The organism is Halomonas sp. SpR8 (genome assembly GCF_031010195.1).
In the GTDB taxonomy this organism is placed as follows: Bacteria; Pseudomonadota; Gammaproteobacteria; order Pseudomonadales; family Halomonadaceae; genus Vreelandella.
Window position 1 is genome coordinate 557268 of sequence record NZ_JAUAMC010000001.1, and the last position, 22326, is coordinate 579593.

At 55.9% G+C, this 22326-nt stretch carries 21 protein-coding genes; 18 read left to right on the forward strand and 3 right to left on the reverse strand.

From position 1 onward, the window contains the following. The first annotated feature begins 18 nt into the window (after nucleotides 1-18). Nucleotides 19-732 (forward strand): ATP-binding cassette domain-containing protein, encoded by a 714-nt coding sequence (locus QT230_RS02510; RefSeq protein WP_308319905.1) that lies wholly within the window; start codon nucleotides 19-21, stop codon nucleotides 730-732. 87 nt (nucleotides 733-819) lie between these two features. On the opposite strand, the gene QT230_RS02515 is transcribed toward QT230_RS02510, so the two are convergent. Next, a complete protein-coding gene (locus QT230_RS02515) occupies nucleotides 820-1371 on the reverse strand; it encodes a DUF2062 domain-containing protein (protein WP_308319906.1) in 552 nt (183 codons plus the stop codon). 105 nt (nucleotides 1372-1476) lie between these two features. On the opposite strand from QT230_RS02515, the gene QT230_RS02520 reads away from it, so the two are divergent. From QT230_RS02520 to murB, 7 genes are all read left to right on the forward strand, one after another. Beyond that, nucleotides 1477-3780: a DNA internalization-related competence protein ComEC/Rec2 gene (locus QT230_RS02520; RefSeq protein ID WP_308319907.1), complete on the forward strand. Its 2304-nt coding sequence runs from the start codon at nucleotides 1477-1479 to the stop codon at nucleotides 3778-3780. Between the two features lie 72 nt (nucleotides 3781-3852). After that, nucleotides 3853-5589, forward strand: coding sequence for a lipid A export permease/ATP-binding protein MsbA (gene msbA, locus QT230_RS02525; protein WP_308319908.1), 1737 nt, complete (start codon nucleotides 3853-3855; stop codon nucleotides 5587-5589). Beyond that, on the forward strand, nucleotides 5586-6605 hold the full coding sequence (gene lpxK / locus QT230_RS02530; RefSeq protein ID WP_308319910.1) for a tetraacyldisaccharide 4'-kinase: 1020 nt from the start codon (nucleotides 5586-5588) through the stop codon (nucleotides 6603-6605). The genes msbA and lpxK overlap by 4 nt, the downstream gene beginning before the upstream one ends. Next, nucleotides 6598-6819: a Trm112 family protein gene (locus QT230_RS02535; protein WP_308319911.1), complete on the forward strand. Its 222-nt coding sequence runs from the start codon at nucleotides 6598-6600 to the stop codon at nucleotides 6817-6819. The genes lpxK and QT230_RS02535 overlap by 8 nt, the downstream gene beginning before the upstream one ends. After that, nucleotides 6819-7580: a 3-deoxy-manno-octulosonate cytidylyltransferase gene (gene kdsB, locus QT230_RS02540; RefSeq protein WP_308319912.1), complete on the forward strand. Its 762-nt coding sequence runs from the start codon at nucleotides 6819-6821 to the stop codon at nucleotides 7578-7580. The genes QT230_RS02535 and kdsB overlap by 1 nt, the downstream gene beginning before the upstream one ends. 77 nt (nucleotides 7581-7657) lie before the next feature. Next, on the forward strand, nucleotides 7658-8122 hold the full coding sequence (locus QT230_RS02545) for a low molecular weight protein-tyrosine-phosphatase (protein WP_308319913.1): 465 nt from the start codon (nucleotides 7658-7660) through the stop codon (nucleotides 8120-8122). Between the two features lie 24 nt (nucleotides 8123-8146). After that, nucleotides 8147-9178, forward strand: a complete 1032-nt coding sequence (murB, locus tag QT230_RS02550; protein WP_308319914.1) for a UDP-N-acetylmuramate dehydrogenase — start codon at nucleotides 8147-8149, stop codon at nucleotides 9176-9178. A gap of 80 nt (nucleotides 9179-9258) precedes the next feature. Here the strand turns inward: murB and rne are convergent, their stop codons facing one another. Further along, on the reverse strand, nucleotides 9259-12564 hold the full coding sequence (gene rne / locus QT230_RS02555) for a ribonuclease E (RefSeq protein WP_308319915.1): 3306 nt from the start codon (nucleotides 12562-12564) through the stop codon (nucleotides 9259-9261). 719 nt (nucleotides 12565-13283) lie between these two features. Here rne and QT230_RS02560 point away from each other — a divergent pair. The 3 genes from QT230_RS02560 to sppA are packed head-to-tail and all read left to right on the forward strand — an operon-like array spanning nucleotide 13284 to nucleotide 15983. Then, on the forward strand, nucleotides 13284-14225 hold the full coding sequence (locus tag QT230_RS02560) for an RluA family pseudouridine synthase (RefSeq protein ID WP_308319916.1): 942 nt from the start codon (nucleotides 13284-13286) through the stop codon (nucleotides 14223-14225). Between the two features lie 38 nt (nucleotides 14226-14263). After that, nucleotides 14264-14914, forward strand: a complete 651-nt coding sequence (locus QT230_RS02565) for an HAD-IA family hydrolase (protein ID WP_308319917.1) — start codon at nucleotides 14264-14266, stop codon at nucleotides 14912-14914. Between the two features lie 28 nt (nucleotides 14915-14942). Further along, nucleotides 14943-15983 carry a signal peptide peptidase SppA gene (gene sppA / locus QT230_RS02570; RefSeq protein ID WP_308319918.1) on the forward strand — a complete coding sequence of 347 codons (1041 nt, stop codon included), beginning with the start codon at nucleotides 14943-14945 and terminating at the stop codon, nucleotides 15981-15983. A 20-nt stretch (nucleotides 15984-16003) separates the two neighbouring features. Here sppA and QT230_RS02575 read toward each other — a convergent pair whose 3' ends face one another. Beyond that, nucleotides 16004-16579: a nucleoside triphosphate pyrophosphatase gene (locus QT230_RS02575; RefSeq protein WP_308320115.1), complete on the reverse strand. Its 576-nt coding sequence runs from the start codon at nucleotides 16577-16579 to the stop codon at nucleotides 16004-16006. 249 nt (nucleotides 16580-16828) lie between these two features. Here QT230_RS02575 and QT230_RS02580 point away from each other — a divergent pair, with 249 nt between their 5' ends. The 7 genes from QT230_RS02580 to fabF all read left to right on the forward strand — a co-directional run bounded on the left by QT230_RS02580 (nucleotide 16829) and on the right by fabF (nucleotide 22322). Beyond that, the gene (locus QT230_RS02580) at nucleotides 16829-17359 is read left to right on the forward strand and encodes a YceD family protein (RefSeq protein WP_308319919.1); all 531 of its coding nucleotides are present in this window, start codon (nucleotides 16829-16831) and stop codon (nucleotides 17357-17359) included. Nucleotides 17360-17393: 34 nt separating this feature from the next. After that, complete coding sequence (rpmF, locus tag QT230_RS02585; protein WP_007114757.1) at nucleotides 17394-17564, forward strand: 50S ribosomal protein L32; 171 nt, start codon at nucleotides 17394-17396, stop codon at nucleotides 17562-17564. Between the two features lie 43 nt (nucleotides 17565-17607). Continuing rightward, a complete protein-coding gene (gene plsX / locus QT230_RS02590) occupies nucleotides 17608-18657 on the forward strand; it encodes a phosphate acyltransferase PlsX (protein WP_308319920.1) in 1050 nt (349 codons plus the stop codon). 114 nt (nucleotides 18658-18771) lie between these two features. Then, the gene (gene fabD / locus QT230_RS02595) at nucleotides 18772-19731 is read left to right on the forward strand and encodes an ACP S-malonyltransferase (protein ID WP_308319921.1); all 960 of its coding nucleotides are present in this window, start codon (nucleotides 18772-18774) and stop codon (nucleotides 19729-19731) included. A gap of 58 nt (nucleotides 19732-19789) precedes the next feature. Further along, nucleotides 19790-20533 (forward strand): 3-oxoacyl-ACP reductase FabG, encoded by a 744-nt coding sequence (gene fabG / locus QT230_RS02600; protein WP_308319922.1) that lies wholly within the window; start codon nucleotides 19790-19792, stop codon nucleotides 20531-20533. Nucleotides 20534-20657: 124 nt separating this feature from the next. Further along, nucleotides 20658-20891 (forward strand): acyl carrier protein, encoded by a 234-nt coding sequence (acpP, locus tag QT230_RS02605; protein ID WP_008956801.1) that lies wholly within the window; start codon nucleotides 20658-20660, stop codon nucleotides 20889-20891. Nucleotides 20892-21083: 192 nt separating this feature from the next. Further along, complete coding sequence (gene fabF / locus QT230_RS02610; RefSeq protein WP_308319923.1) at nucleotides 21084-22322, forward strand: beta-ketoacyl-ACP synthase II; 1239 nt, start codon at nucleotides 21084-21086, stop codon at nucleotides 22320-22322. Nucleotides 22323-22326: the final 4 nt, after the last annotated feature.

Genomic DNA, 22326 nt, shown 5'->3' on the forward strand with positions numbered 1-22326 from the left:
AGGAATAAGGATGACACGATGTCGATGAATACAGGGCAAAACGCTGCGGTGATGCTCGATTGCCAAGCGTTGACACGTACCTACAGTGAAGGTCCCCAGGATCTCACTGTACTCGATAAGCTCAATTTGCAGGTGCGGGCCGGGGAGCGGGTGGCCATCGTAGGTAGCTCGGGGTCGGGTAAGACGACACTGCTAAATTTGCTGGGGGGGCTAGATCGTCCCAGTGAAGGCAGTGTAGTGATCGCCGGTGAGCCGTTGTCAGGGTTGAATGAAGCGGCGCTGGGTAGCTTCCGTAACCGCTACATTGGTTTTGTGTATCAGTTTCATCATCTGTTGGCGGAATTTACCGCTGTCGAAAATGCAGCGTTGCCGCTGATTATTCGCGGCCAGTCGAAAAAGGCAGCCGAGCAGCGGGCGATGCAGATACTCGAGCGGGTAGGCATGCGGCCGCGTGCGGATCATAAGCCGGGCGAGCTTTCCGGCGGGGAGCGCCAGCGCGTGGCCATCGCGCGGGCGCTGGTCACCGATCCCAGTCTGGTGCTTATGGATGAGCCCACGGGTAACCTTGACCAGACCACGGCGGCGACTATTTTGGCGCTGATGGACGAACTGGCCCAGCAGAGCGCCTGCGCCTTTGTTATTGTGACTCACGACGTTAGCCTGGCGGCCCATCAAGACAGGGTGCTTAAGCTGGATGCAGGTAAGTTGGTAGAACAAGCGCCAGCGCTTTAATCGACATGCCTGTTCGTTAAGCTGTCTTAACCAGCTAACTCATCAAGCTTGGTTCTTAAACTTGGTCATCAAGCTGAGTCATCAAACTTAGTCATCAAGTTCTGCTTTAACCTGTGCGCGCCGCTGCCGACGTTTCTGGCTGCGGCGTTTCCAGTTATGGGAGACGTGCCAGCGCCAGATTAAACGAATGGCAATATTGGCGACGATGGCCAACACTATCGCCGTAGCCAGCGAGCCGACGATCAGTGGCGGCATAATGTCGTGCATCTGTTCGGCTATCCAGTGCGTCGAAATGCGCGAAGGCGCGTCCCGCACGGGCTTGCCCAGTATAACGGTGCCAAGCCAGTAGTTACCGTAAAAGATCAGTGGCATGGTTAATGGGTTAGTGATCCATACCAAACCCACGGACAGGGCTAAGTTGCAGCGGGTTAGACGAGCGCCCAGCGCGGCGACCACCATCTGAAAAGGGATGGGCAGCATGGCGCAGAATACGCCTACGCTAAACGCATTCGAAACGCTTCGGCGTGTTAGAAGCCACAAACCAGGATCGGCAATCAGCGGCGCCATAAAGCGAAGCGAGCGCTGTTTCCTGATAGTGTCGGGTTTGGGCATGTAGCGCTGCAGGAACCGGCGCGGCATTACGGATACTCTTACCTATCGATGGGGCCATTATCCATATAGAGCTGCCCTTCGGCTATACAGAGTAGGTTTAGGCCATCAACGAACATTCGCCAGGAGGGTTCTATGCGTTTAGGGGTTGCTATGCCAGCCGCTATAGCGGCGCTCATGGGCGGGCTGTTTGCGTGGTATAGCCACCTCTCCGGGTTAACTTCAAACACATATGGTGGTGTTTTGGTGGCCGCGTTACTGCTATTAGCATGGCGGCCCCGCTTGAGTATTTGGCTTTTGGTTGGCCTGTGGGTGTTTGCAGGTGTTCAACGTGAATGGTCGAGCCGCTTACCGGCAGGATTAAGTGGTGAAGATGTTGCCGTTGAGGCCACTATTTTGACCGCTCAGCCGGTGGGCGATGCAACGCGTCTGCTGTTAGCCGTTAACAACTGCCACAGCTATTTAAAGAGTTCTTCAAATAGCGTTTCCATTAACCCTCCCCAACGCCCCAGCTGTTCAGCGCTTGGTAAGGTGCGCGTCACCGCCTATAGCGATGATGTGTTTAAGCCCGGCGAGCAGTGGCAGTTGACGCTACGTCTACGCCCACCCAGTGGCTTTGCCAACCCTGATACTTTTAACTATGAACAGTGGCTATGGCGAGAAGGTATTCACGCCACCGGCTACCTGCGTCAAGACCCAGCTCCTGCCCGGTTATCCTCGGCTGGCCCTTCGCTTCGTCAGCTTGGGCTGGACTTTCTAGCTCGCCAGGCGCTTGAAGAGCAGACTAAACGCTGGTTGGCGGCGTTGACATTGGGTGATAGCGAGCAGCTAACCCAAGACGATTGGTCGCTGCTCAATGCAACGGGTACGACACACTTGGTCGTGATTTCAGGGCTGCATGTGGGGCTGGTGGCATCGTTTGTGTTGCTGCTGGCCAAGCTGGTTGCGCGATTAACCACGCCGAGCAACTGGCGGATGCGCACTTGGCCGTGGTGGTCAGCGGCGGTTGCCTGCATCGGATATGCCGCGCTTGCTGGGATGGCGCCGCCGGCCATGCGGGCGATGGTGATGACGCTGATTGGGCTGTGGGTGCTCAGCGGGCGTCATGCGCCTGGGCCTTGGCAAGCGTGGTGGCTGGCGCTTGCGCTGGTATTAATGGTTGATCCACTGGCGTTATGGCGGCCCGGCATGTGGCTGTCATTTGTAGCGGTAGCGTGGTTAATCATTATTTGGCAGGGGCGTCAGCGACCAACTGGGATAAAAGGTTGGTGCTGGGCGCTGGTTAGATCGCAGTTGTTATTAGCACCTCTGATGGCCGCTGCTGTGCTCGTCGCCTTTGGTCGCGTGGCACCAGCTGCACCGCTGATCAATTTAGTTGCTGTGCCCTGGGTAAGCTCGGTGATGGTGCCCACGGCGCTATTGGGGTGGCTGCTGTCTCCTGTTCCCCTGGTGGGAGAGTTGGTGTGGTGGCTGTTTGAACAGGCACTTAGCGTTTTCCAGCTGTTGCTGACGCTTGCCGTTCAACACTGGCCATTATGGGAACCTGATCGGCCGCTAACGTATCCGCTCGCCTTCGCACTGTTACTGCTGTCGTTATGCTGGGGTTTACCTGCAGTGCTTTCGGGGCTGCGGCTTGCTGCCACTGCCCTGGTTGTAGCGCTGCCGTGGTGGACGATTTCGTCATCGACTTCCCAGAATGCGCTCAAAGTTAGCGTGTACGATGTGGGGCAGGGACAGTTAATAGAACTGCGCAGCCAAAATTACCGCCTTCTGTACGATACCGGACCGCGATTTCGTGGCGGCTTTATGCCGTTAGAAACCCTATGGTCGCCGGGCCAGCAGTTTGATCAGGTGATCGTTAGCCACGCCGATAATGACCATGCGGGTGGCGTTAGCGCCTTAAAAACTGATCATCAGGTTGACCAGTGGATGGCACCAGCAGGTGAGACGCTGCCCATTTCTAGCGTTGCCTGCCAGCGCGGCCAAGCGTGGCGGCGTGATGGCATAAGCTATCGCATCTTATGGCCGCCTGCGGGTGAAAATACGCTCTCGGCGAATGATCGCTCCTGCGTGTTAGAGGTAAGCGTTGGTGATCAGCGACTGCTGATCACCGGGGATGTGAGCACGGATATAGAAAGACGCTTTTTGCGCGACGTTGAGTCACCTGTTTCAGTTCTTGTGGCGGGGCATCACGGTAGCGGCACTAGCTCGGGTATTCAGTTTGTTCGTCGCAGCGCGCCTGAGCAGGTTATTTTTAGCGCCGGGCGGAATAACCCCTTTCAGCATCCGGTCGACTCCGTTGTACGACGTTTTCGTCAACAAGGCAGTTGCCTATGGAGCACGGCCCACGACGGTGCGCTGCGTTTTTGGCTCAACGCGGCTCAACCCATTAACGTTAAAACGACGCGCCCACTGATAGGACGAGGCAACCAGTGTTGAAGCGCGTCGCCATCAGGTAGAATTCCCCGCATTGCATACTATAGGCCCTTGGGTCTTCGGCCAGGAGCGCGTGTGACTGATTCAGGTTGGGTTATCTATAAACGGTTGTTGGGCTATGTAAAGCCGCATTGGCGTGCTTTTGCGCTGGCAGTGGTGGGATTTGTGGTTTACGCCGCATCGAGTACCGCGCTGGCAGAAATGATGAAGCGTTTAATTGATGGCATTCAAAACCCGGATGCGGCCTTTCGGCTATTTCTACCGCTGTTTGTGATTATTATGTTTTCCGCTCGGGGGCTAGGTACTTTTTTAAGCACCTATTTTATGGCTTATGTGGGCCGCTACGTGATTCATACCCTGCGCTGCGACGTGTTTGCCCATCTACTCCATCTGCCCGGCTGGTTTTTTGACCACCACTCCAGCGGTCAACTGGTGTCGCGGGTGACCTACCACGTTGAACAAGTCGCGGGGGCGGCTACCAAGGCGGTAACGATTATTCTCCGTGAAGGCCTGTTCGTGGTCGGCCTGGTACTCTATCTGCTCTGGACTAACTGGATGCTAACGCTGCTGTTTTTGGGCGTGACGCCGATCATTGCCGTGGTGGTTAGCTACGTCAGCAAGCGTTTTAGGCGCATTTCAAAGCGCATTCAGCACTCTATGGGCGATGTGACTCATATCGCTTCGGAAGCGCTGTCGGGATACCGCGTGGTGCGTACCCACGGCGCTGAAGAGTATGAAAAGCAGCGTTTTGAGCGGGTGAGTGAAGAGAATCGCCGTCAGAGCATGAAGGAAGCCATGACCCGGGCCGTCAGTTCCCCGGTGATTCTAATGCTGGTAGCGATCTCCATGGCCATACTGGTCTGGCTGGCGATGGCGCCCTCGCTGATGGAGAACATGACGCCCGGTGAGTTTGTCGCCTTTATCACCGCTGCGGCTCTGATGATAAAACCGGTGCGCCAATTAACCGAGATCAATGGTGAAATTCAGAAGGGGCTGGCGGCAGCGTCTGAGCTTTTTGGGTTGCTGGACATGACGCCCGAACAGAATAACGGCAAGCACGTTGCCAACCGCTTAAGCGGTGATGTGATGATCGATAATGTCAGTTTCCGTTATGCAGAGGATCAGCCTGAAGTGCTGCATAACATTAATCTGCGCTTAGCGCCGGGAGAGTTAGTCGCTATTGTGGGTCGGTCGGGAAGCGGTAAGTCAACGCTGGTCAGCCTGCTGCCGCGCTTTTATCGACCCAGCGAAGGGAGTATAAGCATTGATGGCATTAATGTTGATGAGTACGCGCTTGGGCCGCTGCGTCAACAAATTGCCTTGGTGTCTCAGCAGGTGACGCTATTTAATGCCTCTATTGCCGATAATATTGCTTATGGCGTGAAAAATGCAAACCTTCAAGCCATCAAAGCCGCTGCTGAAGCCGCCTATGCCCATGAGTTTATTGATAAACTGCCAGATGGCTATGCCACTATAGTGGGCGAAAACGGCGTGATGCTCTCTGGAGGTCAGCGCCAGCGACTGGCGATTGCCCGTGCGATATTTAAAGATGCCCCGTTGCTGGTGTTGGATGAAGCCACCTCTGCACTGGACACAGAGTCTGAGCGCTATATTCAAAAAGCCCTTGAGCGGGTTTGTGAAGGGCGTACCACGCTGGTAATTGCCCACCGCCTGTCGACCATTGAGCGGGCCGACCGAATTGTGGTGATGGATCAAGGGTGCATTATCGAAGAAGGGCCGCACCAAGTGCTGCTGGATGCCAATGGCGCTTATGCAGCACTGCATCAGCTTCAGTTTCAAGAGGCGCTATGACGCTGGCACAGCGCTGGCTGAAGGGCGCTTACCAAGGCAGCCGTTGGTTATCGCCGTTGGCTCCCCTAGGCGCGCTGTATCAGTGGGGCATGGCGCGGCGTGAAAACGCCTACCGTAGCGGAACAAAAGACGCCTGGAAGGCAGCAGTACCGGTTATCGTAGTAGGCAATATTACGCTAGGCGGCACCGGGAAGTCGCCGCTGGTGGCGTGGTTAGCCAACTGGCTGGTGGCCCAAGGCTGGTCGCCGGGAATCGTTAGCCGTGGCTATGGCGGAAAAGCGCGGTATTATCCCTTATTCGTCACCGCCAGCACCAACGTTATCGAGAGTGGCGATGAGCCGCTGATGCTGGCACAGCAAACGGGGTTGCCGGTGGTAGCCGACCCTCAGCGTGCGCGGGGTGCCCAGGCATTAGTGGCGGCGGGCTGCGATATTATCCTTAGCGACGACGGTTTGCAGCATCTAGCGCTGGCCCGGGATATTGAGCTGGTGGTTATCGATGGCGCTCGCGGGCTAGGCAATGGCCGCTGTCTGCCCGCTGGGCCGTTACGCGAATCGCCCAGCCGCCTGCAGCGGGTGGATGCGGTGATCGTCAATGGAGGCTCTCAGCAGACGCTGCCTGTTGCTTCTGCCACCACTATGCAGTTAGCCCCGTTGTGCTGGCGCCGCCTTGAAGATGGCGAGCGCTTCCCGCTAACGCCACTGCCGTTTACGTTGCCGGTGCACGCGGTGGCGGGTATCGGCCATCCTGAGCGTTTTTTTCGCACGCTGACCACTTTGGGTGTCGAAGGCGACTGGCACCCGCTCGCTGATCACCAGCAATATAGCGCTGACGCGCTAAGCTTTACCGATATACGCCCCGTTATTATGACCGCCAAAGACGCTGTTAAGTGCTACGCCATAGCGCCGACTAATAGCTGGGTATTAGACGTGGAAGCCACGCTTCCATCCGAATTTGAGCATTGGCTGGCAGCACGGCTGTCGGCACTTTCCCAAAGGAGATACGCGCATGGATAAGGAACTGCTGGCAATGCTGGTCTGCCCGTTGTGTAACGGCAAGCTGAAATATGACCGCGAGGCTCAAGAGCTGCGCTGTCACTACGATGGCTTGGCCTATCCCATTCAAGAGGGAATTCCGGTGATGTTGCCTGAAGAGGCTCGTGTTATGGATGCAGATGAGAAACTGCACAGCTCTTCAGGACGCTCTTCAGGACGTGCCGGAGGCGCTTAATGGCTTTCCCTGAATTTACCGTTGTCGTGCCTGCACGCTATGGCTCCACTCGACTACCGGGCAAACCACTGCTTGAAATCGCCGGGGAGCCGATGGTCGCCCACGTGTGGCGACGCGCCTGTCAAAGCCATGCAAGTCGCGTAGTTGTTGCCACCGACGATGTCCGCATTCGCGACGCCATGCTGCCATACGGTGCCGAAGTGATCATGACCCGCGCGGATCATCCTTCAGGCACCGACCGCTTAGCAGAAGTGGCTGATATCTTGGCGTTGGCGGATGACGCGCTGTTGGTCAATGTTCAGGGCGACGAGCCGTTAATCCCGCCCGCGCTGATTGACCAAGTGGCCCTCCGCCTGGCTGAAGATCAGGATGCTTCAATCGCCACGTTGGCTGAACCGATTAACGATGTTGCAACGCTGTTCAATCCCAATGCGGTTAAGGTAGTGCGCACGCTTCAGGGCCGGGCGCTGTACTTTTCACGGGCGCCAATTCCCTGGGACCGTGAGCAATTTAAGCAGCCGCCCACGCTGCTGGCGACGGATGCTTGGCTGCGTCATATCGGCCTATATGCCTACCGCGCAAGCTTTTTAGCCGCCTACCGCGACTGGCCAGCCTCAAGTCTTGAGCAGCTCGAACAGCTTGAACAGCTGCGCGCACTGCAGAACGGCCACATTATTCAAGTGGCCTTAGCCTGTGAAGTAAATCCAGCCGGTGTCGATACGGCTGAGGATCTAGCGCGGGTTCGGGCGCTGTTAACATAGCGCGGGTAAGGGCGCTGCTCATGACTAGCGCTGGCGCGGGTGCTACAGAATAAGCCCAAACGTTAAGGAGAGCTTTGGTGAAAGTGTTATTTGTGTGTCTTGGCAATATTTGTCGTTCACCTACTGCAGAAGGTGTTTTCCGCCGTGCTCTTGAGCGGGCTGGAATAGCTGATCAGGTTGAGATTGACTCGTGCGGTGTGGGCGTTTGGCATATGGGCGAAGCGCCGGATTCAAGGGCGCAGCAGGCAGCGCTTAGCCGTGGTATCGATTTAAGTAGCCTGCGTGCTCGCCAGCTAAGCAAGCAGGATTTCAGCGACTTTGACTATGTGCTGGGCATGGATCAAGACAACTTACGCGCCATTCGCGCTATGAAACCCTCTAATAGTCAGACTCATGTGGGCCTTTTTTTGGCGTTTGCCGGTACTCCGGATGGCGAAGTCCCCGATCCTTACTATGGCGGTGAAGAGGGCTTTGAGAACGTCCTGAATATGATCGAAGCGGCATCAGAAGGGCTGATTCAACACCTTAAGCGTGAGCTCTGATGGCGCAGATGGGATGCTAAGCTGATGAATATTCTCAGCAACGTCGATTTGACGACCTCCAATACACTGCAACTGCCTTGCCAAGCCGAGTACTTTTCAGCGCCGCGCACATTGTCAGCGCTGCGAGCTGTTCTCGCAGATGCGTGCCTTCAGGGGTGGCCAGTTACGCTGTTAGGTGGCGGTAGCAACGTACTACTGCCTGAAAAATTGCCGGGATTAGTCGTTCAGCCAGCGTTGAATCATTGGTGGCTAAGCCGCCCCGCCGGGCATCAACAGCAGGCCCATAAAGAGCAGATATTTGTCCAGGTAGGTGCGGGCGTTAATTGGCACGCCTTGGTGATGGAGAGTGCCGCTCGCGGACTTTGGGGTATCGAGAATCTAGCGCTGATCCCCGGTAGTTGTGGCGCAGCGCCGGTGCAGAACATCGGTGCCTACGGTGTTGAACTTGCCGATACGCTGCAGGCGGTGCAAATCATGGAGATTGCATCAGGCCGTGTTGAATGGTTAAACACTCAGCAGTGTGCCTTCGGCTACCGTGACAGTGTGTTTAAAGGTGAGTTGGCCGATAAGGTGGTGATTACTCAACTGATATTGCGCCTGTCGCGCACGCCGGCAGCGAAGCTTGGGTATGGCGACTTATCTAAGCGAGTAGCCGGCTCCCCCACGCCGCTTGAGGTTGCCGATGCGGTATGTGCCATTCGTCGCGAGAAGCTGCCCGACCCTCAAGTGCTAGCTAATGCGGGGAGCTTCTTTAAAAACCCCGTTGTCAGCGACGCTTTGGCTGCACAGCTATTGATTGCGCATCCTAAAATGCCACATTTTCCACTTCAAAAAGGACAGACCAAGCTCGCGGCAGGCTGGTTGATAGACCAATGTGGCTTAAAGGGTATGCGCGATGGCGCCTTTGGCTTACACCAGCATCAAGCGCTGGTGCTGGTTCACTTTGGTGGCGGGGATCGCCAGGGGCTTACCAAAACCGCGAATGATGTCGCCTCCCAGGTTGAGGCACGCTTTGGCGTTCGACTGGAGCCGGAGCCGCGGTTCATCAATCCATAACGCTGCTTACCGTTTTGCTGGCGCTATAACGCAAAAACCCCGCCGAGGCGGGGTTTTGCTGTTACAACATACGTCCGTTGTTACTCGGAGCGGCTGTCTTGCTGCGCCTGTTTACGCTTTTCACGCGGGTCATTGTGGGCCCGGGTACGGCGGCGTGGTTTCGGGGCCTCATCTTCAGTAGGTGCTTCACTGACGACTGGCTCAACAGGTTGCGGCTCTTCAAACGAAGGGCTCGCTTGGGGTTCGGCTGTTGTTTCAGTAGCAGCTGCTTGCACTGACTTATCCGCTTCAGGTGTCTCGGCGGGCTGGCGCTCGTTGCTACTTTGATCGACATCAGCCGCAACCGTAGGCTCCGCTGAAACGGGCAGCTCGCTTTCGGCAGCGGGGGTTGGCGCATCGTCGCTTGCTTTTGACGGTTCGCTAGTGGGCTTGAACTCGTCGTCTAGCGCTGGCTGAACTTTCTGTTGAGTTTCTGTCGGAACTTCCGGTTGAGCTTCTGACTGAATGGCGACATTTGCTTCTGCCGATTCAGGCTTAGCTTCGGACAACGCGGGCTGATTCTCGCTTTGTGAGGCTTCAACCTCGCTCGTATCCGCCGTTTCAATGGCCAGCGCTGGCTGGTTGCCGGCTTCTACTACCGGTTCTGCCGGTGCCACAGCGGCCGTTTGCTGCTCGGCAGTGTTGGCCTCTTCAGATGGAGCCGCTTTGGGCTGCCTGCGCTGGTGGGTCGACTTACGCGCTTTGGCGTTTGTCTCCGCGGGCCGGTCAGCCGTAGTAGGCGTGTCCAATGCATCGCTACCAGTGGTTTCAACAGTGCTGGCAATTTCAGTGGCGCTAGTCGTTTCAACTGCTTTTGGCGCTTCCGCCACATCTGGCTGAGCAGCTTCAGAGGTTGGCTCAACGTTTTCAACAGCCGCTGCCTCGGCAACCGGAGCTTCAGTCGTTAGGCTTTCCGCAGTCGCCGTTTCGTTTGGTTGCGCTGAGGTTTCTGGCGCTTCAACCGGTGCTTCAGCCTGCAGTTTTAACTGCTCGGCTTCTGCCTGGGGGTTAATCGCCTGGGTGCGGGTGCGATTACGCGGGTTGTTGCGGGTACGCTTCGGCGTGCCGTCATCCGGTTTAGCCGTTTCATCATTTTGATTGTCGCCACGCGACGCTTTCGGCGCTGTGTCCTTGTTGCGATTGCTCTCCTTAGCACTATCTCTCGCGTTATCTTTAGCGCTCTCTTTGGCTGAGTTGTCCTTGCTGGCGCTATCATTGGCAGAGCGATCAGCCTGGGTCTCTTTGCGAGGCGCCTTGTTGGCTACATCTTGTCCATTGGCCTCTTCTTGCTGAGGATGACGACGGCGGTTGCGGGTACGGCTGGGGCCGCTGCGCTTGTCGCTGCTCTCGTCACCGTTGGCGCGCGGGGTGCTGCTGCGCTGCTCGGCTTTGGGTTCAGCCTTTTGCTCGGTTCTTGGTTCAGCTTTTTGTTCCGTTCTGGCGCCGCGCGACTCGTTACGGCTGGCGTTGTCGCCGCGCTCACCGCGTGATGATTTCTGGCGCGAATCGTTGTTGCGTTGAGTAGTTTTACGCTCGTTTATCCTGCGTGGCGTAGGCGTTTCAGCCTTCGGTGCAGGAGTCGCTTCGGCGGCACTTTCGTCGCTACCCAATAATTTGGCGAAGCCACGGATAAAGCGACCAATCACGCTGGGCTGCTCGCTGCTCGCGGGTGCTGCTTTAGCCGCAGGGGCTGGAGACGCAGCTGGCGCTTTCTCTTCCGTTTGCAGCGAGGCGGGCGCGGGCGCGTTATGCGCAACACTTTTCACTGCTGCTTCCGCCCGCAGTGAGGGTGGTACAAAGCTTGGGGTCGGCTCTTTGCCCACTTCGGTATCGGTCGATAGCTCAAAGCTCGATAGGCTCTGGGTGTCGTCCTCATCCAAGTGGTCGTCGCGCAAGCGTTGAACGTCGTAGTGGGGCGTATCCATTTCAGGGTTAGGCAGCAATACGACGCGTACACCCTGGCGTGACTCTAAATCAGCCAAGACGCTGCGTTTTTCGTTCAGCAGGTAGGTGGCGACCGGTACCGGCAGAATGGCGCGAATCTGCGCGCTGTTCTCTTTCATGGCCTCTTCTTCAATCAGGCGCATGATGGAGAGCGACAGCGAGCGTACATCGCGAATGGTGCCCTGGCCATTACAGCGCGGGCAAACCACGCCGCTGGTTTCGCCCAGCGAGGGGCGCAGGCGCTGACGGGACATTTCCATTAGGCCGAAGCGTGAGATGCGGCCAATCTGGACCCGCGCACGGTCTAATTTAAGCGCGTCGCGCATGCGGTTTTCAACTTCACGTTGGTTGCGCGCGGGCCCCATATCGATAAAGTCGATAACCACTAGGCCGCCGATATCGCGCAGGCGTAGCTGGCGAGCAATCTCGTCGGCGGCTTCAGAGTTGGTCTGCAAGGCCGTCTCTTCGATATCGCTGCCACGAGTGGCGCGGGCGGAGTTGATATCGATGGAGACCAGCGCCTCGGTGTGATCGATCACAATCGAGCCGCCAGAAGGTAGCTTCACTTCGCGCTGATAGGCAGTCTCGATCTGTGATTCAATCTGGAAGCGCGAAAATAGCGGCACTTCGTCCGCGTAGAGTTTGATCTTCTGCTGATACGAGGGCATGACCTGACGAATAAAGCCCAGCGCCTCGGCATGAATCTCGGGGCTGTCGATCAGTACTTCGCCGATATCCTGGCGCAGGTAGTCGCGCATGGCGCGAATAATGACGTTGGATTCACGATAAATCAGGAACGGGGCAGGGCGCTTGGCAGCCTCGGTGGTAATCGATTCCCACACCTGAACCAGATAATCCAGATCCCACTGCAGCTCTTCAGGGTTACGGCCGATGCCAGCGGTGCGCACGATCAGGCCCATTTTGTCGGGCACGGTCAGTTGGCTCATGGCGTCTTTGAGCTGGCTGCGCTCATCGCCTTCGATACGGCGCGAAATGCCACCCGCCCGCGGATTGTTGGGCATTAGCACCAAAAATCGGCCCGCCAGACTAACAAAGGTAGTCAGCGCGGCGCCTTTATTGCCACGCTCCTCTTTATCAACCTGGACGATGACCTCTTGGCCCTCTTTAAGCACTTCTTTAATGCTTGGGCGCCCGGAGACGTCTTTGACAAAGTACTCACGGGAAATTTCTTTCAGCGGCAAGAAGCCGTGGCGATCCGCACCGTAATCAACAAAGGCGGCTTCCAGGGAGGGCTCAACGCGGGTGATTTTACCGCGATAGATATTGGCTTTTTTCTGTTCTCTTGCGCCGGATTCGATGTCTAAATCGTAAAGGCGTTGTCCATCAACTAAAGCGACACGCAGCTCTTCGGGCTGGGTCGCATTAATAAGCATCCGTTTCATAGTGTCTCGCATAGCGTTGCGTACCGGCGAACGGCCTATGGGGTGACGTAGGCGAACCGCTGGGTGCTGCGTGCTTGTGCTCGGCGCATTGCTATGCTGACGCGTCAAGCCGGGAGGGCGTCATCGCCGACCCGGCCAATAGGGCGTTGAGTACGTGGCGGAGGCAGGACGTGTTCCGGTGGCTCTGTCACGTCCATCCGGCCCTGCTGACACCGCCAACACCTGGCATTCATCGATTCACCAACGCCTGCCACCGGCACAGCGTTGAACTTTTCGCCCAGAGTCAGCCAGCGCCTTGTGACGAATAAGGAGGGGCTGCTCAGGGAGTGGCGTTGTTTAGTTACTGCCTGCCGTTGAGGGCTAGGCTTACTTTAATCTGCCGGCATAAAACGGGCGGCAGAGTTACTGCATTTTTAAGATCAATTTTTAATCCTGGAAAACGGCCAATGCGTACACTGGTGCCGTTTTGTGTTCTGGCCTGCGTGTTAGTCGGGCAGGCGCATTGACCAAGCTCAGCGTTGATGCTCTTTGCTAACAAATTTAATCAATTAGCTATCATTCAGCTAGTCACTAGCGCTAGACAAGGAAGCTTTTTGCGCTTAGCTGGTGAACAACTTGGAATATAACAGTAAAGAGTACGACCAGCAATTGACGCAATGCCCTTGGGTCTACGTTAGAATGCCGTTTTTAGCGTCACAGCAGAGCAGGAGTAAGCGGTAATGTCCGAAGGGCGTGAAGTGCAGTGGGTGGATATCGCCCCGGAACAGGCTGGGCAGCGAATTGATAATTTTCTCATGACGCGTCTTAAGGGGGCGCCACGTGCGCTTATCTATCGCATCGTGCGTAAAGGCGAAGTGCGCGTTAATAAAAAGCGCGTAAAGGTCGATTACCGCTTACAGGCGGGCGATTTAGTCCGCGTTCCACCGTTACGCTTGACGCCCCGCGAAGCCGTTAAGGAAGTCAGCGATAATCTGCGTGATGTGTTAGTGGGCAGCGTTATTATGGAAGGGCCCGATTGGATGGTACTTAATAAGCCCTCAGGCTTGGCGGTTCATGGCGGTAGCGGCGTTAAAATTGGCTTGATCGAAGCACTACGTCAGGTGCGCGACGATTTGAGCTTCCTGGAGCTGGTTCACCGCTTGGATCGCGACACTTCGGGCTGCCTGCTGCTAGCCAAGTCTCGCGATGCGCTGGTGACGCTCAATGAGTCGCTGAAAAAACACGGCATGGATAAGCGCTATTTAGCGCTGGTGAGCGGGCGTTGGCCAACGCGAAAAACCTACGAAAGTGCTCGGCTAGATCGCTTCGATGCGGGTAACGGCGAACGCCGTGTACGCGTCGATCCCAACGGGAAAGTGTCTCGCACCCATTTTTCGGTGGTCGAAACCTTCGAAAAAGTCACTCTGATCGAAGCCGAGCCGGTCACCGGGCGCACCCATCAAATTCGTGTGCATGCTGCCCATGCAGGCCACGCGCTACTGGGTGATGATAAATATGCTACCCGTGAAAGCGGCCTGCTGACTAAGCAGCTAGGGTTAGGGCGCCTTTTTCTGCACGCCCGCGCGCTGACTTTTCCAGAGCCTGGTAACGGCCGTCCGGTTACCGTCAAGGCGCCGCTGCCAGAAGCCTTGGAAGAGACGCTTAAGCGCGCTCGACGATAAGCGCCTTTCACTTTACGCCCTCTCAATAAGGAACTGCCATGCAGTACGAGCTGATTATATTTGATTGGGACGGTACTCTGATGGACTCCGTGCCGAGGATTGTGTCATGTATGCAGGCGGCTGCTTTGGAAGTCGAATGGGGCGAGCTTTCGGCGGCTGAGGTAGCAGATATTATTGGTCTGGGGCTGCCCGAAGCGATTGCCAAACTCTGCCCGGGTATTTTGCCCGCCCAGGCCGAACGACTTCGCGAGCGCTATTCACACCATTTTGTGACGGTGGATACCACGCCGATGCTGTTTTTCCCAGGCATTGAAGCTCGGTTAGCGCGTCTGCGTGAAAATGCGCAGCAGCAACTTGCGGTAGCCACGGGTAAAAGCCGGCGCGGACTGGATCGCATTTTTGCCGAGACCGGCAGCGGTGGCTGGTTTCATGCTAGTCGCACGGCAGATGAAACGCGTTCCAAGCCGCATCCGCAGATGTTGTCTGAGCTGCTGACGGAGCTTAAAGTGCCCGTCGAGCGGGCAGTGATGGTCGGCGATACAGAGTATGATCTTGAAATGGCGCGAGCGATTGGTATGGATCGTATCGGCGTAACCTACGGCGTTCACACGCCGGAGCGTTTAGCGTTGAGCCGGCCCAAGTGGGTAGCTCATAGCGTCGATGAGCTTTTTGATGGGTTGAATGGTTGATTCGACTGCCTCTATATAAGGATGTGTTATGAGTGACGACCGCTGGACAGAAGGGCCCGAAGTGACAGAAAGCAGCGTCGACCCCGTGCCGGGCGCGCCAGGTGACGATGCCGAAACGCTGCGCGAGCGCCAGCGCCTTGCCCAAATGGAAATGATGGACCACTGGATAGGTGGCGTGTTGACCGAGCAGCGTCGCACTCGCCGGTGGAAGCTGTTTTTCCGGTTCATGCTGCTGCTGATTGCGCTGGTCTTGGTGCTAACGACGCTATACAGCGTTTTTTGGGATGATAAGGGCAGCGCAGCGCCCACTCAACAGCACTTGGGGCTTGTTGAGGTTAATGGCGTCATCGCCAGCGACTCCCCGGCTAACGCCGAGCGCATTATTCAGGGCTTGAATCGGGCCTGGGATGCGGAAAGTACGGCGGCAGTGGTGCTGCACATTAACAGCCCGGGCGGCAGCCCGGTGCAGTCTCAGCGTATCTATGCAGAAATCATGCGTCTGCGTGAGCAGGGCGATAAGCCGATTATTGCGGTCATTGAGGATCTCGGTGCCAGCGGTGCTTACTATATTGCTGCAGCGGCCGATGAAATAGTCGCCTCGCCAGTGAGTCTGGTGGGCTCGATTGGCGTGATCTATGCGGGGTTTGGCTTCGAAGAGGCAATTGAGCGCATTGGCGTTGAAAGGCGCGTACTCACAGCGGGTGAAAATAAAGCCTTTCTAGACCCATTTCTACCCTTGGATAACGACGCCGAGGCATTTTGGCAAAACGTGCTGAGCCAGACCCATCGTCAGTTTATTGATGATGTGCGCGCGGGTCGTGGCGAAAGGCTCAGCGATAGCTCGGAAATTTTCTCCGGGCTCATCTGGAGTGGCGAACAGAGCATCGAGCTAGGTTTGGTTGATCAATTGGCTAGTCTCGAGCAGCTGTCTCGAGATCGGGTCGGTAACACCGACTGGGTAGACTATACGCCGAGTCTTGACCCGTTTGATCGCTTGACGCGGCGTTTTACCCAGGTTACGGCCGAAGTGTTGGGCATTAGTGCGCCCAACACCCCGCTGCGTTTCTAGTCGGTTATCGCTTCTCTTGGCTAGCCTGCGCCGAGTGGGTCCAGGCCCACTTGGCGCAGCATGTCGCAGAGCGCAATCAGCGGTAGTCCAATGAGCGCATTGGGGTCGCGCCCCTCTAGTTTTTCAAACAGCGCAATACCTAAGCCTTCCATGCGAAAGCTGCCCGCGCTGTCCAGTGGTTGCTCTTTAGCGACGTAGTTCTCAATCTCTTGCGCGCTTAACGTTCGAAATACCACTTCAAAAGACTCCACGTGAACCTGATGGCGCTGGTGGCGTGTATCCAATAACGCTAAGCCGGTCAAAAAAGTGACGCGTTGACCAGAAAAGCGGGCAAGGTTGGCGCATGCTTTCTCAGCTGTGTGCGGTTTGCCAAGAATATCGCCCTCAAACACCGCCACTTGGTCGGAGCCAATAATACAGTGATGGGGGAAGAGGGCCACGACGGCGTTGGCTTTACTAAGCGCTAGCCGATGCACCAGTGCTTTAGGTGTTTCGCCAGGATGAGGGGTTTCATCAATATCCGGCGCATGACACTGGTAGGGGAGCTGTAGGCGATTCAGCAGCTCCCGTCGTGAACGTGAACTGGAAGCAAGCACCAGCTCGCTAGTCGATGGCTGGGGGGTTGATGACTGAGTGTTTGATGGCTCGGTCGTTGATAATGAGGACACAAAAGCTCCTGACGGCTTGGAGGCTAATAGAAGCAGTAGAGTGTAGCGAAAGCGGGTAGAAGTGCCTATGTTGGCTGTTTATTAAGGCCCGTGCGGGTTTTAATTATCGAGGAAGATATGAAGAAATGCACCGACAGCTTTGACACCAGCAGGGGGAGTGCCTATCATTGCGCGCCTATGTTGACCTCACAACTCCCCAGCCGGGTTGAGCCTTATAAGCTTGCAGCCCGCCACGAACGAATCGAAGGCTTGGTAGCGCTTGATAAGTTGCCACGTCTTGCCGAAGAAGCGGGTGTCCAAACCGGCGACTGTCATGTCGTGCTTGAGTTTGGCGTCGATTCTCAAGGCCGTCGTGAAATTCGTGGCCACTTGCAAGCGACGTTGGCGCTTGCCTGCCGACGCTGCCTGGTGCCGCTGCCTCAAGAGGTAAGCAGTGACTTTTTGCTTGGAATGGTCACTGACGAAGCTTTAGCGGCCGAGCTGCCTGCTAGTCATGAACCGGTGCTGGTGGAAAAGGAACAGCTGGATCTTCTGACGGTGGTTGAGGATGAATTGATTCTCAGCCTGCCCCAGGTGGTCTATCACGACGAAGCCGAATGTCATGTCTCGGCGGAGCAGTTGGTCAGCAAAACAGAAGGCGCGGTGTCAGAAACAACGCCAGCGACGAATCCTTTCGCGGTGCTGAATGTCTTAAAAGGCAAAAAATAGCACCCTTTACTTACATACCCTGGAGTAAACACCCATGGCAGTTCAACAGAACCGTAAAACCCGTTCCAAGCGCGGCATGCGTCGTAGCCACGATGCGCTGACCGCTCCGACGCTGTCTCAGGACAAAGAAACAGGTACCACTCACCTGCGTCACCACGTTTCACCAGACGGTTTTTACCGTGGCCGTAAAGTGGTTGAGGTATAAGCCTCAATTGCATTATTAAGCGGCTAAACGGGCTCAGTGTGGTATGCGCTTAGCGATTGATGTGATGGGGGGTGACCAAGGCCCTCATGCGATTATCGCAGGCTCTGCTAGGGCAGTGGTAGAACACCCCAGCCTTGAACTGATTCTGTTTGGCCCGCGTCAGCAGATTACTGCTGAGCTTTCGCGCTTGCCGCAGCCTCTGGCTGCGGCAGCGTCACGTTTGGTGGCGCGTGATTCCCCCGATAGTGTGTTGCCAGGGGCAACGGCTGCCTGGGCGTTGCGTAGAGGCCAGGCGACCAGTATGGCGCGCATGCTGCGTTGTGTCGCCCAGGGCGAAGCAGTGGCTGGTGTAAGCGCGGGCAATACGGCGGCGCTTGTGGCTTTGGCCAGGCGCGAGCTGGGTATGGTCGAGGGGATCTCTCGCCCGGCGATCAGCACCGCAATCCCCGCGCGGCAAGGGCGCCGCTGTTATCTATTGGATTTAGGCGCCAATGTGGATTCGCCTGCCCACCGGTTGGTCGATTTTGCGCAGATGGGGGCAGCGATGGCGCAGTGTGTCGATGGCACGGCGGTGCCGCGTGTGGCACTGCTTAATGTTGGCGCAGAGGCCACTAAGGGCAGTGCTAGCGTGCGTGAGGCTGATCGTCTGCTGCGCGAGTACGCCAGTGGTAGTGCTTTCGCTTATCAGGGCTACGCGGAGGGGGGGGATCTTTTTAAAGGTCAGTTTGATGTGGTGGTATGCGACGGCTTTGTAGGCAACGCTGTTCTCAAGGCAAGCGAAGGTTTGACAAGTATGTTGGTTGAGCGGGTGCAGATGGCATTTGAGTCACGCCTTAGCGGCCGTTTGGCAAGCCTACTGGCCAAACCTGTGTTAAAGCGATTAAAGCAAGAGCTTGATCCCGTACGCTATAACGGGGCCAGTTTGCTAGGGCTGCGCGGGATAGTCGTAAAGAGTCATGGCAGTACCCATGCCGATGGTTTCTATTACGCTATTCAACGCGCTCTACAAGAAGTGGAGCATGACTTACCTGCGCGGATCGCAGGCCGCTGGCGAGCGCCATCATATGAAAGTGATGGTGCGGATCAGCCATAAGTAGATAATAAGCAATTGGATTTTGTTTGCGGGTTATAGGTGGCATCAGGATGTGCCAATAATCTCGCCTATCGCTCATATGAGCAAATGCCTACAAGAGCAAAGGTGAACGACATGTCTCAACCCCTTGCCCTCATTTTTCCCGGGCAGGGCTCTCAGCAGCTTGGAATGCTGCGAGAGCTTGCCGAGCGCTACAGTGTGGTGGGAACGACATTTGAGGAAGCGTCGGATGCTTTGGGCTACGATTTGTGGAAAGTCGTCCAAGAAGGCCCTGAAGAGTCGCTTAATGCAACCGCGTGTACCCAACCCGCGCTACTCTCTGCCAGCGTCGCTATTTGGCGCGTATGGCAAGAGTTGGAAGGGCCTCGGCCTACTGTAATGGCGGGCCATAGTCTGGGCGAATACAGCGCTATGGTGTGTGCAGGCGTCATGAGCTTTGCTGAAGGCGTCAATTTGGTGCGTCTGCGCGGTGACGCGATGCAGCAAGCCGTGCCTGCAGGTGAAGGTGGTATGGCCGCGATTCTTGGCTTAGCGGATGATGCGGTCGAGGCGGCCTGTGAAGGAGCCGCCCAGGGCGACATAGTTTCTGCGGTTAACTACAACTCTCCAGGACAGGTAGTTATTGCCGGCGAAAAAGCGGCCGTTGAGCGGGCAATGATTGCCTGCCAGGAGGCGGGTGCTAAGCGCGCCATGGCGCTTCCTGTTTCCGTGCCTTCTCACTGCTCCCTGATGCGTCCAGCGGCTGAGCGCTTGGCCGAGGCAATGCAAGCCATTAAACTGCGAACGCCACGCTACACGGTAATTCAAAACGTCGATGCTAAGGCTCATGCCGATACCGTCATGCTACGTACACGCCTAATCGAACAGCTGTATCAGCCGGTGCGCTGGAGCGCCTGTGTTGAAGCCATGGCTGGTAAAGGTGTTGAGGTATTCATTGAGTGCGGGCCAGGAAAAGTGTTGACTGGCCTCAATAAGCGTATCGTGAAGGGTAGCAAAGGGCTGGCGGTGAATGACCCCGATAGTCTGGATGCTGCGCTTGAATTAGCGCGCGAAACGTTGACTGGCAAGGCGTGAACAGTGGTTGTCTTGTTTCACTATCCTTGCTTAAGTACATGCTTAAAGGCAGAACGTTATGACCCAAGAACGTAGAGTTGCCCTGGTGACAGGCGCTAGTCGTGGAATCGGCCAAGCAATTGCACGCGAGTTAGGTCGTCAAGGCCGTATTGTAATTGGCACAGCGACCAGCGAGTCAGGTGCTGAGAAAATTGACGCTGATCTTAAGGCCTGTGGCATTGAAGGGGCCGGTTTATGCCTCAATGTCACTGACCAGACCAGCATCGATGAGGTATTGAAAACCATTACTGAGCGCTTTGGTGCGCCGACAATTTTGGTTAACAACGCTGGCATTACGCGCGACAATTTGCTGATGCGCATGAAAGAGGACGAGTGGGATTCTGTTATGGATACCAACTTGAAATCTGTCTATCGTGTAAGCAAGTCGTGTTTACGGGGTATGACTAAGGCCCGCTTTGGGCGTATTGTGTCGATCAGCTCTGTAGTGGCAACCATGGGCAACCTGGGCCAGACTAACTATGCGGCTGCAAAAGCAGGTATGGAAGGTTTTAGCCGCGCTCTGGCGCGTGAGGTCTCTTCGCGTGCGATTACGGTCAACTCGGTGGCACCGGGCTTTATCGCTACCGATATGACTGAAGCGCTGCCTGAAGCACAGCACGATATGTTGCTGAAGCAAATTCCGTTGGCGCGTTTAGGGGCGCCGGAAGAGATCGCCGCAGCGGTGGGCTTTTTGACCAGTGATGCAGCCGGTTATATCACTGGCGAGACGCTTCACGTGAACGGCGGCATGAATATGCGTTGATGGCCTTAGGCTTGGCGGTTGCGTCTGTCTAAGGGCGTCTATAAACTACCCCGCAGCTTTTGGCTTGCGGTTTCCAAATAGCTGGTTATCAAAAACGGCTAATGTGAACGACTGGAGTACGTTAATGAGTACTATTGAAGAGCGCGTTAAGAAAGTTGTAGCAGAGCGCCTGAACGTTAAAGAAGAAGATATCCAAAACAGCTCTTCTTTTACAGAAGACTTGGGTGCTGACTCGCTCGACACCGTTGAGCTGGTCATGGCTTTGGAAGAGGAGTTTGATACTGAGATTCCTGATGAAGAAGCTGAGAAGATCACCACGGTTCAAGAAGCCATCGACTACGTAAACGCCCACCAGTAAGGGCTGCGTCGATGCATCGAACCAGGGTGGGGTGCTAGTCACCCGCCTTAAGAGCCGTCCTTTCGTAGGGCGGCTTTTTTGCTTTACTGCCACAATGCTTATAACGTTCAATCTCCGTTATACTGTTGACCAAATTTAAGCAGCAAATGACCCAAGTGGGTCGCGTCACCATGGATGCCTGGAGGAAAGCTGATGGCACGGAAAAGGGTAGTGGTAACTGGGTTAGGCCTGGTGACCCCTGTGGGTAATAGTGTTGATGAGTCGTGGGCAAACATTGTTGCTGGCAAAAGCGGTATTACGTCAATTGAACATTTTGACACCAGTGGTTTTAACACCCGCTTTGGTGGAGCGATCAAGAATTTCGATATCGGCCAGTATTTGAATCCGAAAGATGCCCGCAAAATGGATTTGTTCATCCAGTACGGCATGGCGGCGGGTGCTCAAGCGGTTGAGGATTCGGGAGTCGAGTGCACTGAAGAGAATGCGGATCGTATTGGTGTGGCTATCGGCTCAGGCATTGGTGGCTTGCCAATGATTGAGCATAACCACAATGCGTTGAATAAAGGCGGCGCTCGCAAGATATCGCCGTTCTTTGTGCCGGGCTCCATCATTAATATGATTTCCGGCAACATGGCGATTCAGCACGGCTTTAGAGGCCCGAATATCGCGATTACCACCGCGTGCACAACGGGCACTCACAATATTGGTTACAGCGCGCGCACAATCGCCTATGGCGATGCGGACGTTATGGTGTGTGGTGGCGCCGAAATGGCCACTACGCCACTGGGCTTAGGCGGCTTTTCCGCGGCACGCGCACTCTCTACGCGTAACGACGATCCTGAAGCGGCCAGCCGGCCCTGGGATACTGATCGAGACGGCTTTGTATTATCCGACGGTGCCGGTGTGCTGGTGCTTGAAGAGTATGAACACGCCAAGGCGCGCGGCGCTAACATTTACGCCGAGTTAGTGGGTTTTGGTATGAGCGATGATGCCTACCACATGACCTCTCCGCCCGAAGATGGGCGCGGTGCAGCGCTCTCTATGCGCAATGCGATCAAAGATGCCCAAGTCGATGTCGCTGACGTTCACTATATCAATGCCCATGGCACCTCCACCGCGTCGGGCGATCTGGCGGAAAGCCGTGCCATTGAGAGCGTGTTGGGCAGTGCTTCAAACAGTGTGGCAGTGAGCTCGACCAAGTCGATGATTGGGCATCTGTTAGGTGCCGCAGGTGCAGTAGAGGCGGTGTTTAGTATTCTGGCAATTCGCGATCAAATCGCCCCACCCACGATTAATCTGGATAATCCGCAGGAAGGCTGCAACCTGGATTATGTGCCGCATACAGCTCGGAATATGCGTATCGATATGGCGCTATCGAACTCCTTCGGTTTTGGTGGTACCAACGGCTCGCTGCTGTTTAAGAAGGTGTAGTTGA

Excerpts from the sequence above, each read along its gene's own strand:
- QT230_RS02535 (WP_308319911.1), top strand. The coding sequence starts at position 6,598 with ATGGATAAGGAACTGCTGGCAATGCTGGTCTGCCCGTTGTGTAACGGC.
- fabD (WP_308319921.1), top strand. The coding sequence starts at position 18,772 with ATGTCTCAACCCCTTGCCCTCATTTTTCCCGGGCAGGGCTCTCAGCAG.
- QT230_RS02515 (WP_308319906.1), bottom strand. The coding sequence starts at position 1,371 with ATGCCGCGCCGGTTCCTGCAGCGCTACATGCCCAAACCCGACACTATC.
- acpP (WP_008956801.1), top strand. The coding sequence starts at position 20,658 with ATGAGTACTATTGAAGAGCGCGTTAAGAAAGTTGTAGCAGAGCGCCTG.
- fabF (WP_308319923.1), top strand. The coding sequence starts at position 21,084 with ATGGCACGGAAAAGGGTAGTGGTAACTGGGTTAGGCCTGGTGACCCCT.
- murB (WP_308319914.1), top strand. The coding sequence starts at position 8,147 with ATGAATATTCTCAGCAACGTCGATTTGACGACCTCCAATACACTGCAA.
- QT230_RS02565 (WP_308319917.1), top strand. The coding sequence starts at position 14,264 with ATGCAGTACGAGCTGATTATATTTGATTGGGACGGTACTCTGATGGAC.
- kdsB (WP_308319912.1), top strand. The coding sequence starts at position 6,819 with ATGGCTTTCCCTGAATTTACCGTTGTCGTGCCTGCACGCTATGGCTCC.
- QT230_RS02560 (WP_308319916.1), top strand. The coding sequence starts at position 13,284 with ATGTCCGAAGGGCGTGAAGTGCAGTGGGTGGATATCGCCCCGGAACAG.
- sppA (WP_308319918.1), top strand. The coding sequence starts at position 14,943 with ATGAGTGACGACCGCTGGACAGAAGGGCCCGAAGTGACAGAAAGCAGC.
- QT230_RS02520 (WP_308319907.1), top strand. The coding sequence starts at position 1,477 with ATGCGTTTAGGGGTTGCTATGCCAGCCGCTATAGCGGCGCTCATGGGC.
- QT230_RS02580 (WP_308319919.1), top strand. The coding sequence starts at position 16,829 with ATGTTGACCTCACAACTCCCCAGCCGGGTTGAGCCTTATAAGCTTGCA.
- QT230_RS02510 (WP_308319905.1), top strand. The coding sequence starts at position 19 with ATGTCGATGAATACAGGGCAAAACGCTGCGGTGATGCTCGATTGCCAA.
- rpmF (WP_007114757.1), top strand. The coding sequence starts at position 17,394 with ATGGCAGTTCAACAGAACCGTAAAACCCGTTCCAAGCGCGGCATGCGT.
- fabG (WP_308319922.1), top strand. The coding sequence starts at position 19,790 with ATGACCCAAGAACGTAGAGTTGCCCTGGTGACAGGCGCTAGTCGTGGA.
- rne (WP_308319915.1), bottom strand. The coding sequence starts at position 12,564 with ATGAAACGGATGCTTATTAATGCGACCCAGCCCGAAGAGCTGCGTGTC.
- plsX (WP_308319920.1), top strand. The coding sequence starts at position 17,608 with ATGCGCTTAGCGATTGATGTGATGGGGGGTGACCAAGGCCCTCATGCG.
- lpxK (WP_308319910.1), top strand. The coding sequence starts at position 5,586 with ATGACGCTGGCACAGCGCTGGCTGAAGGGCGCTTACCAAGGCAGCCGT.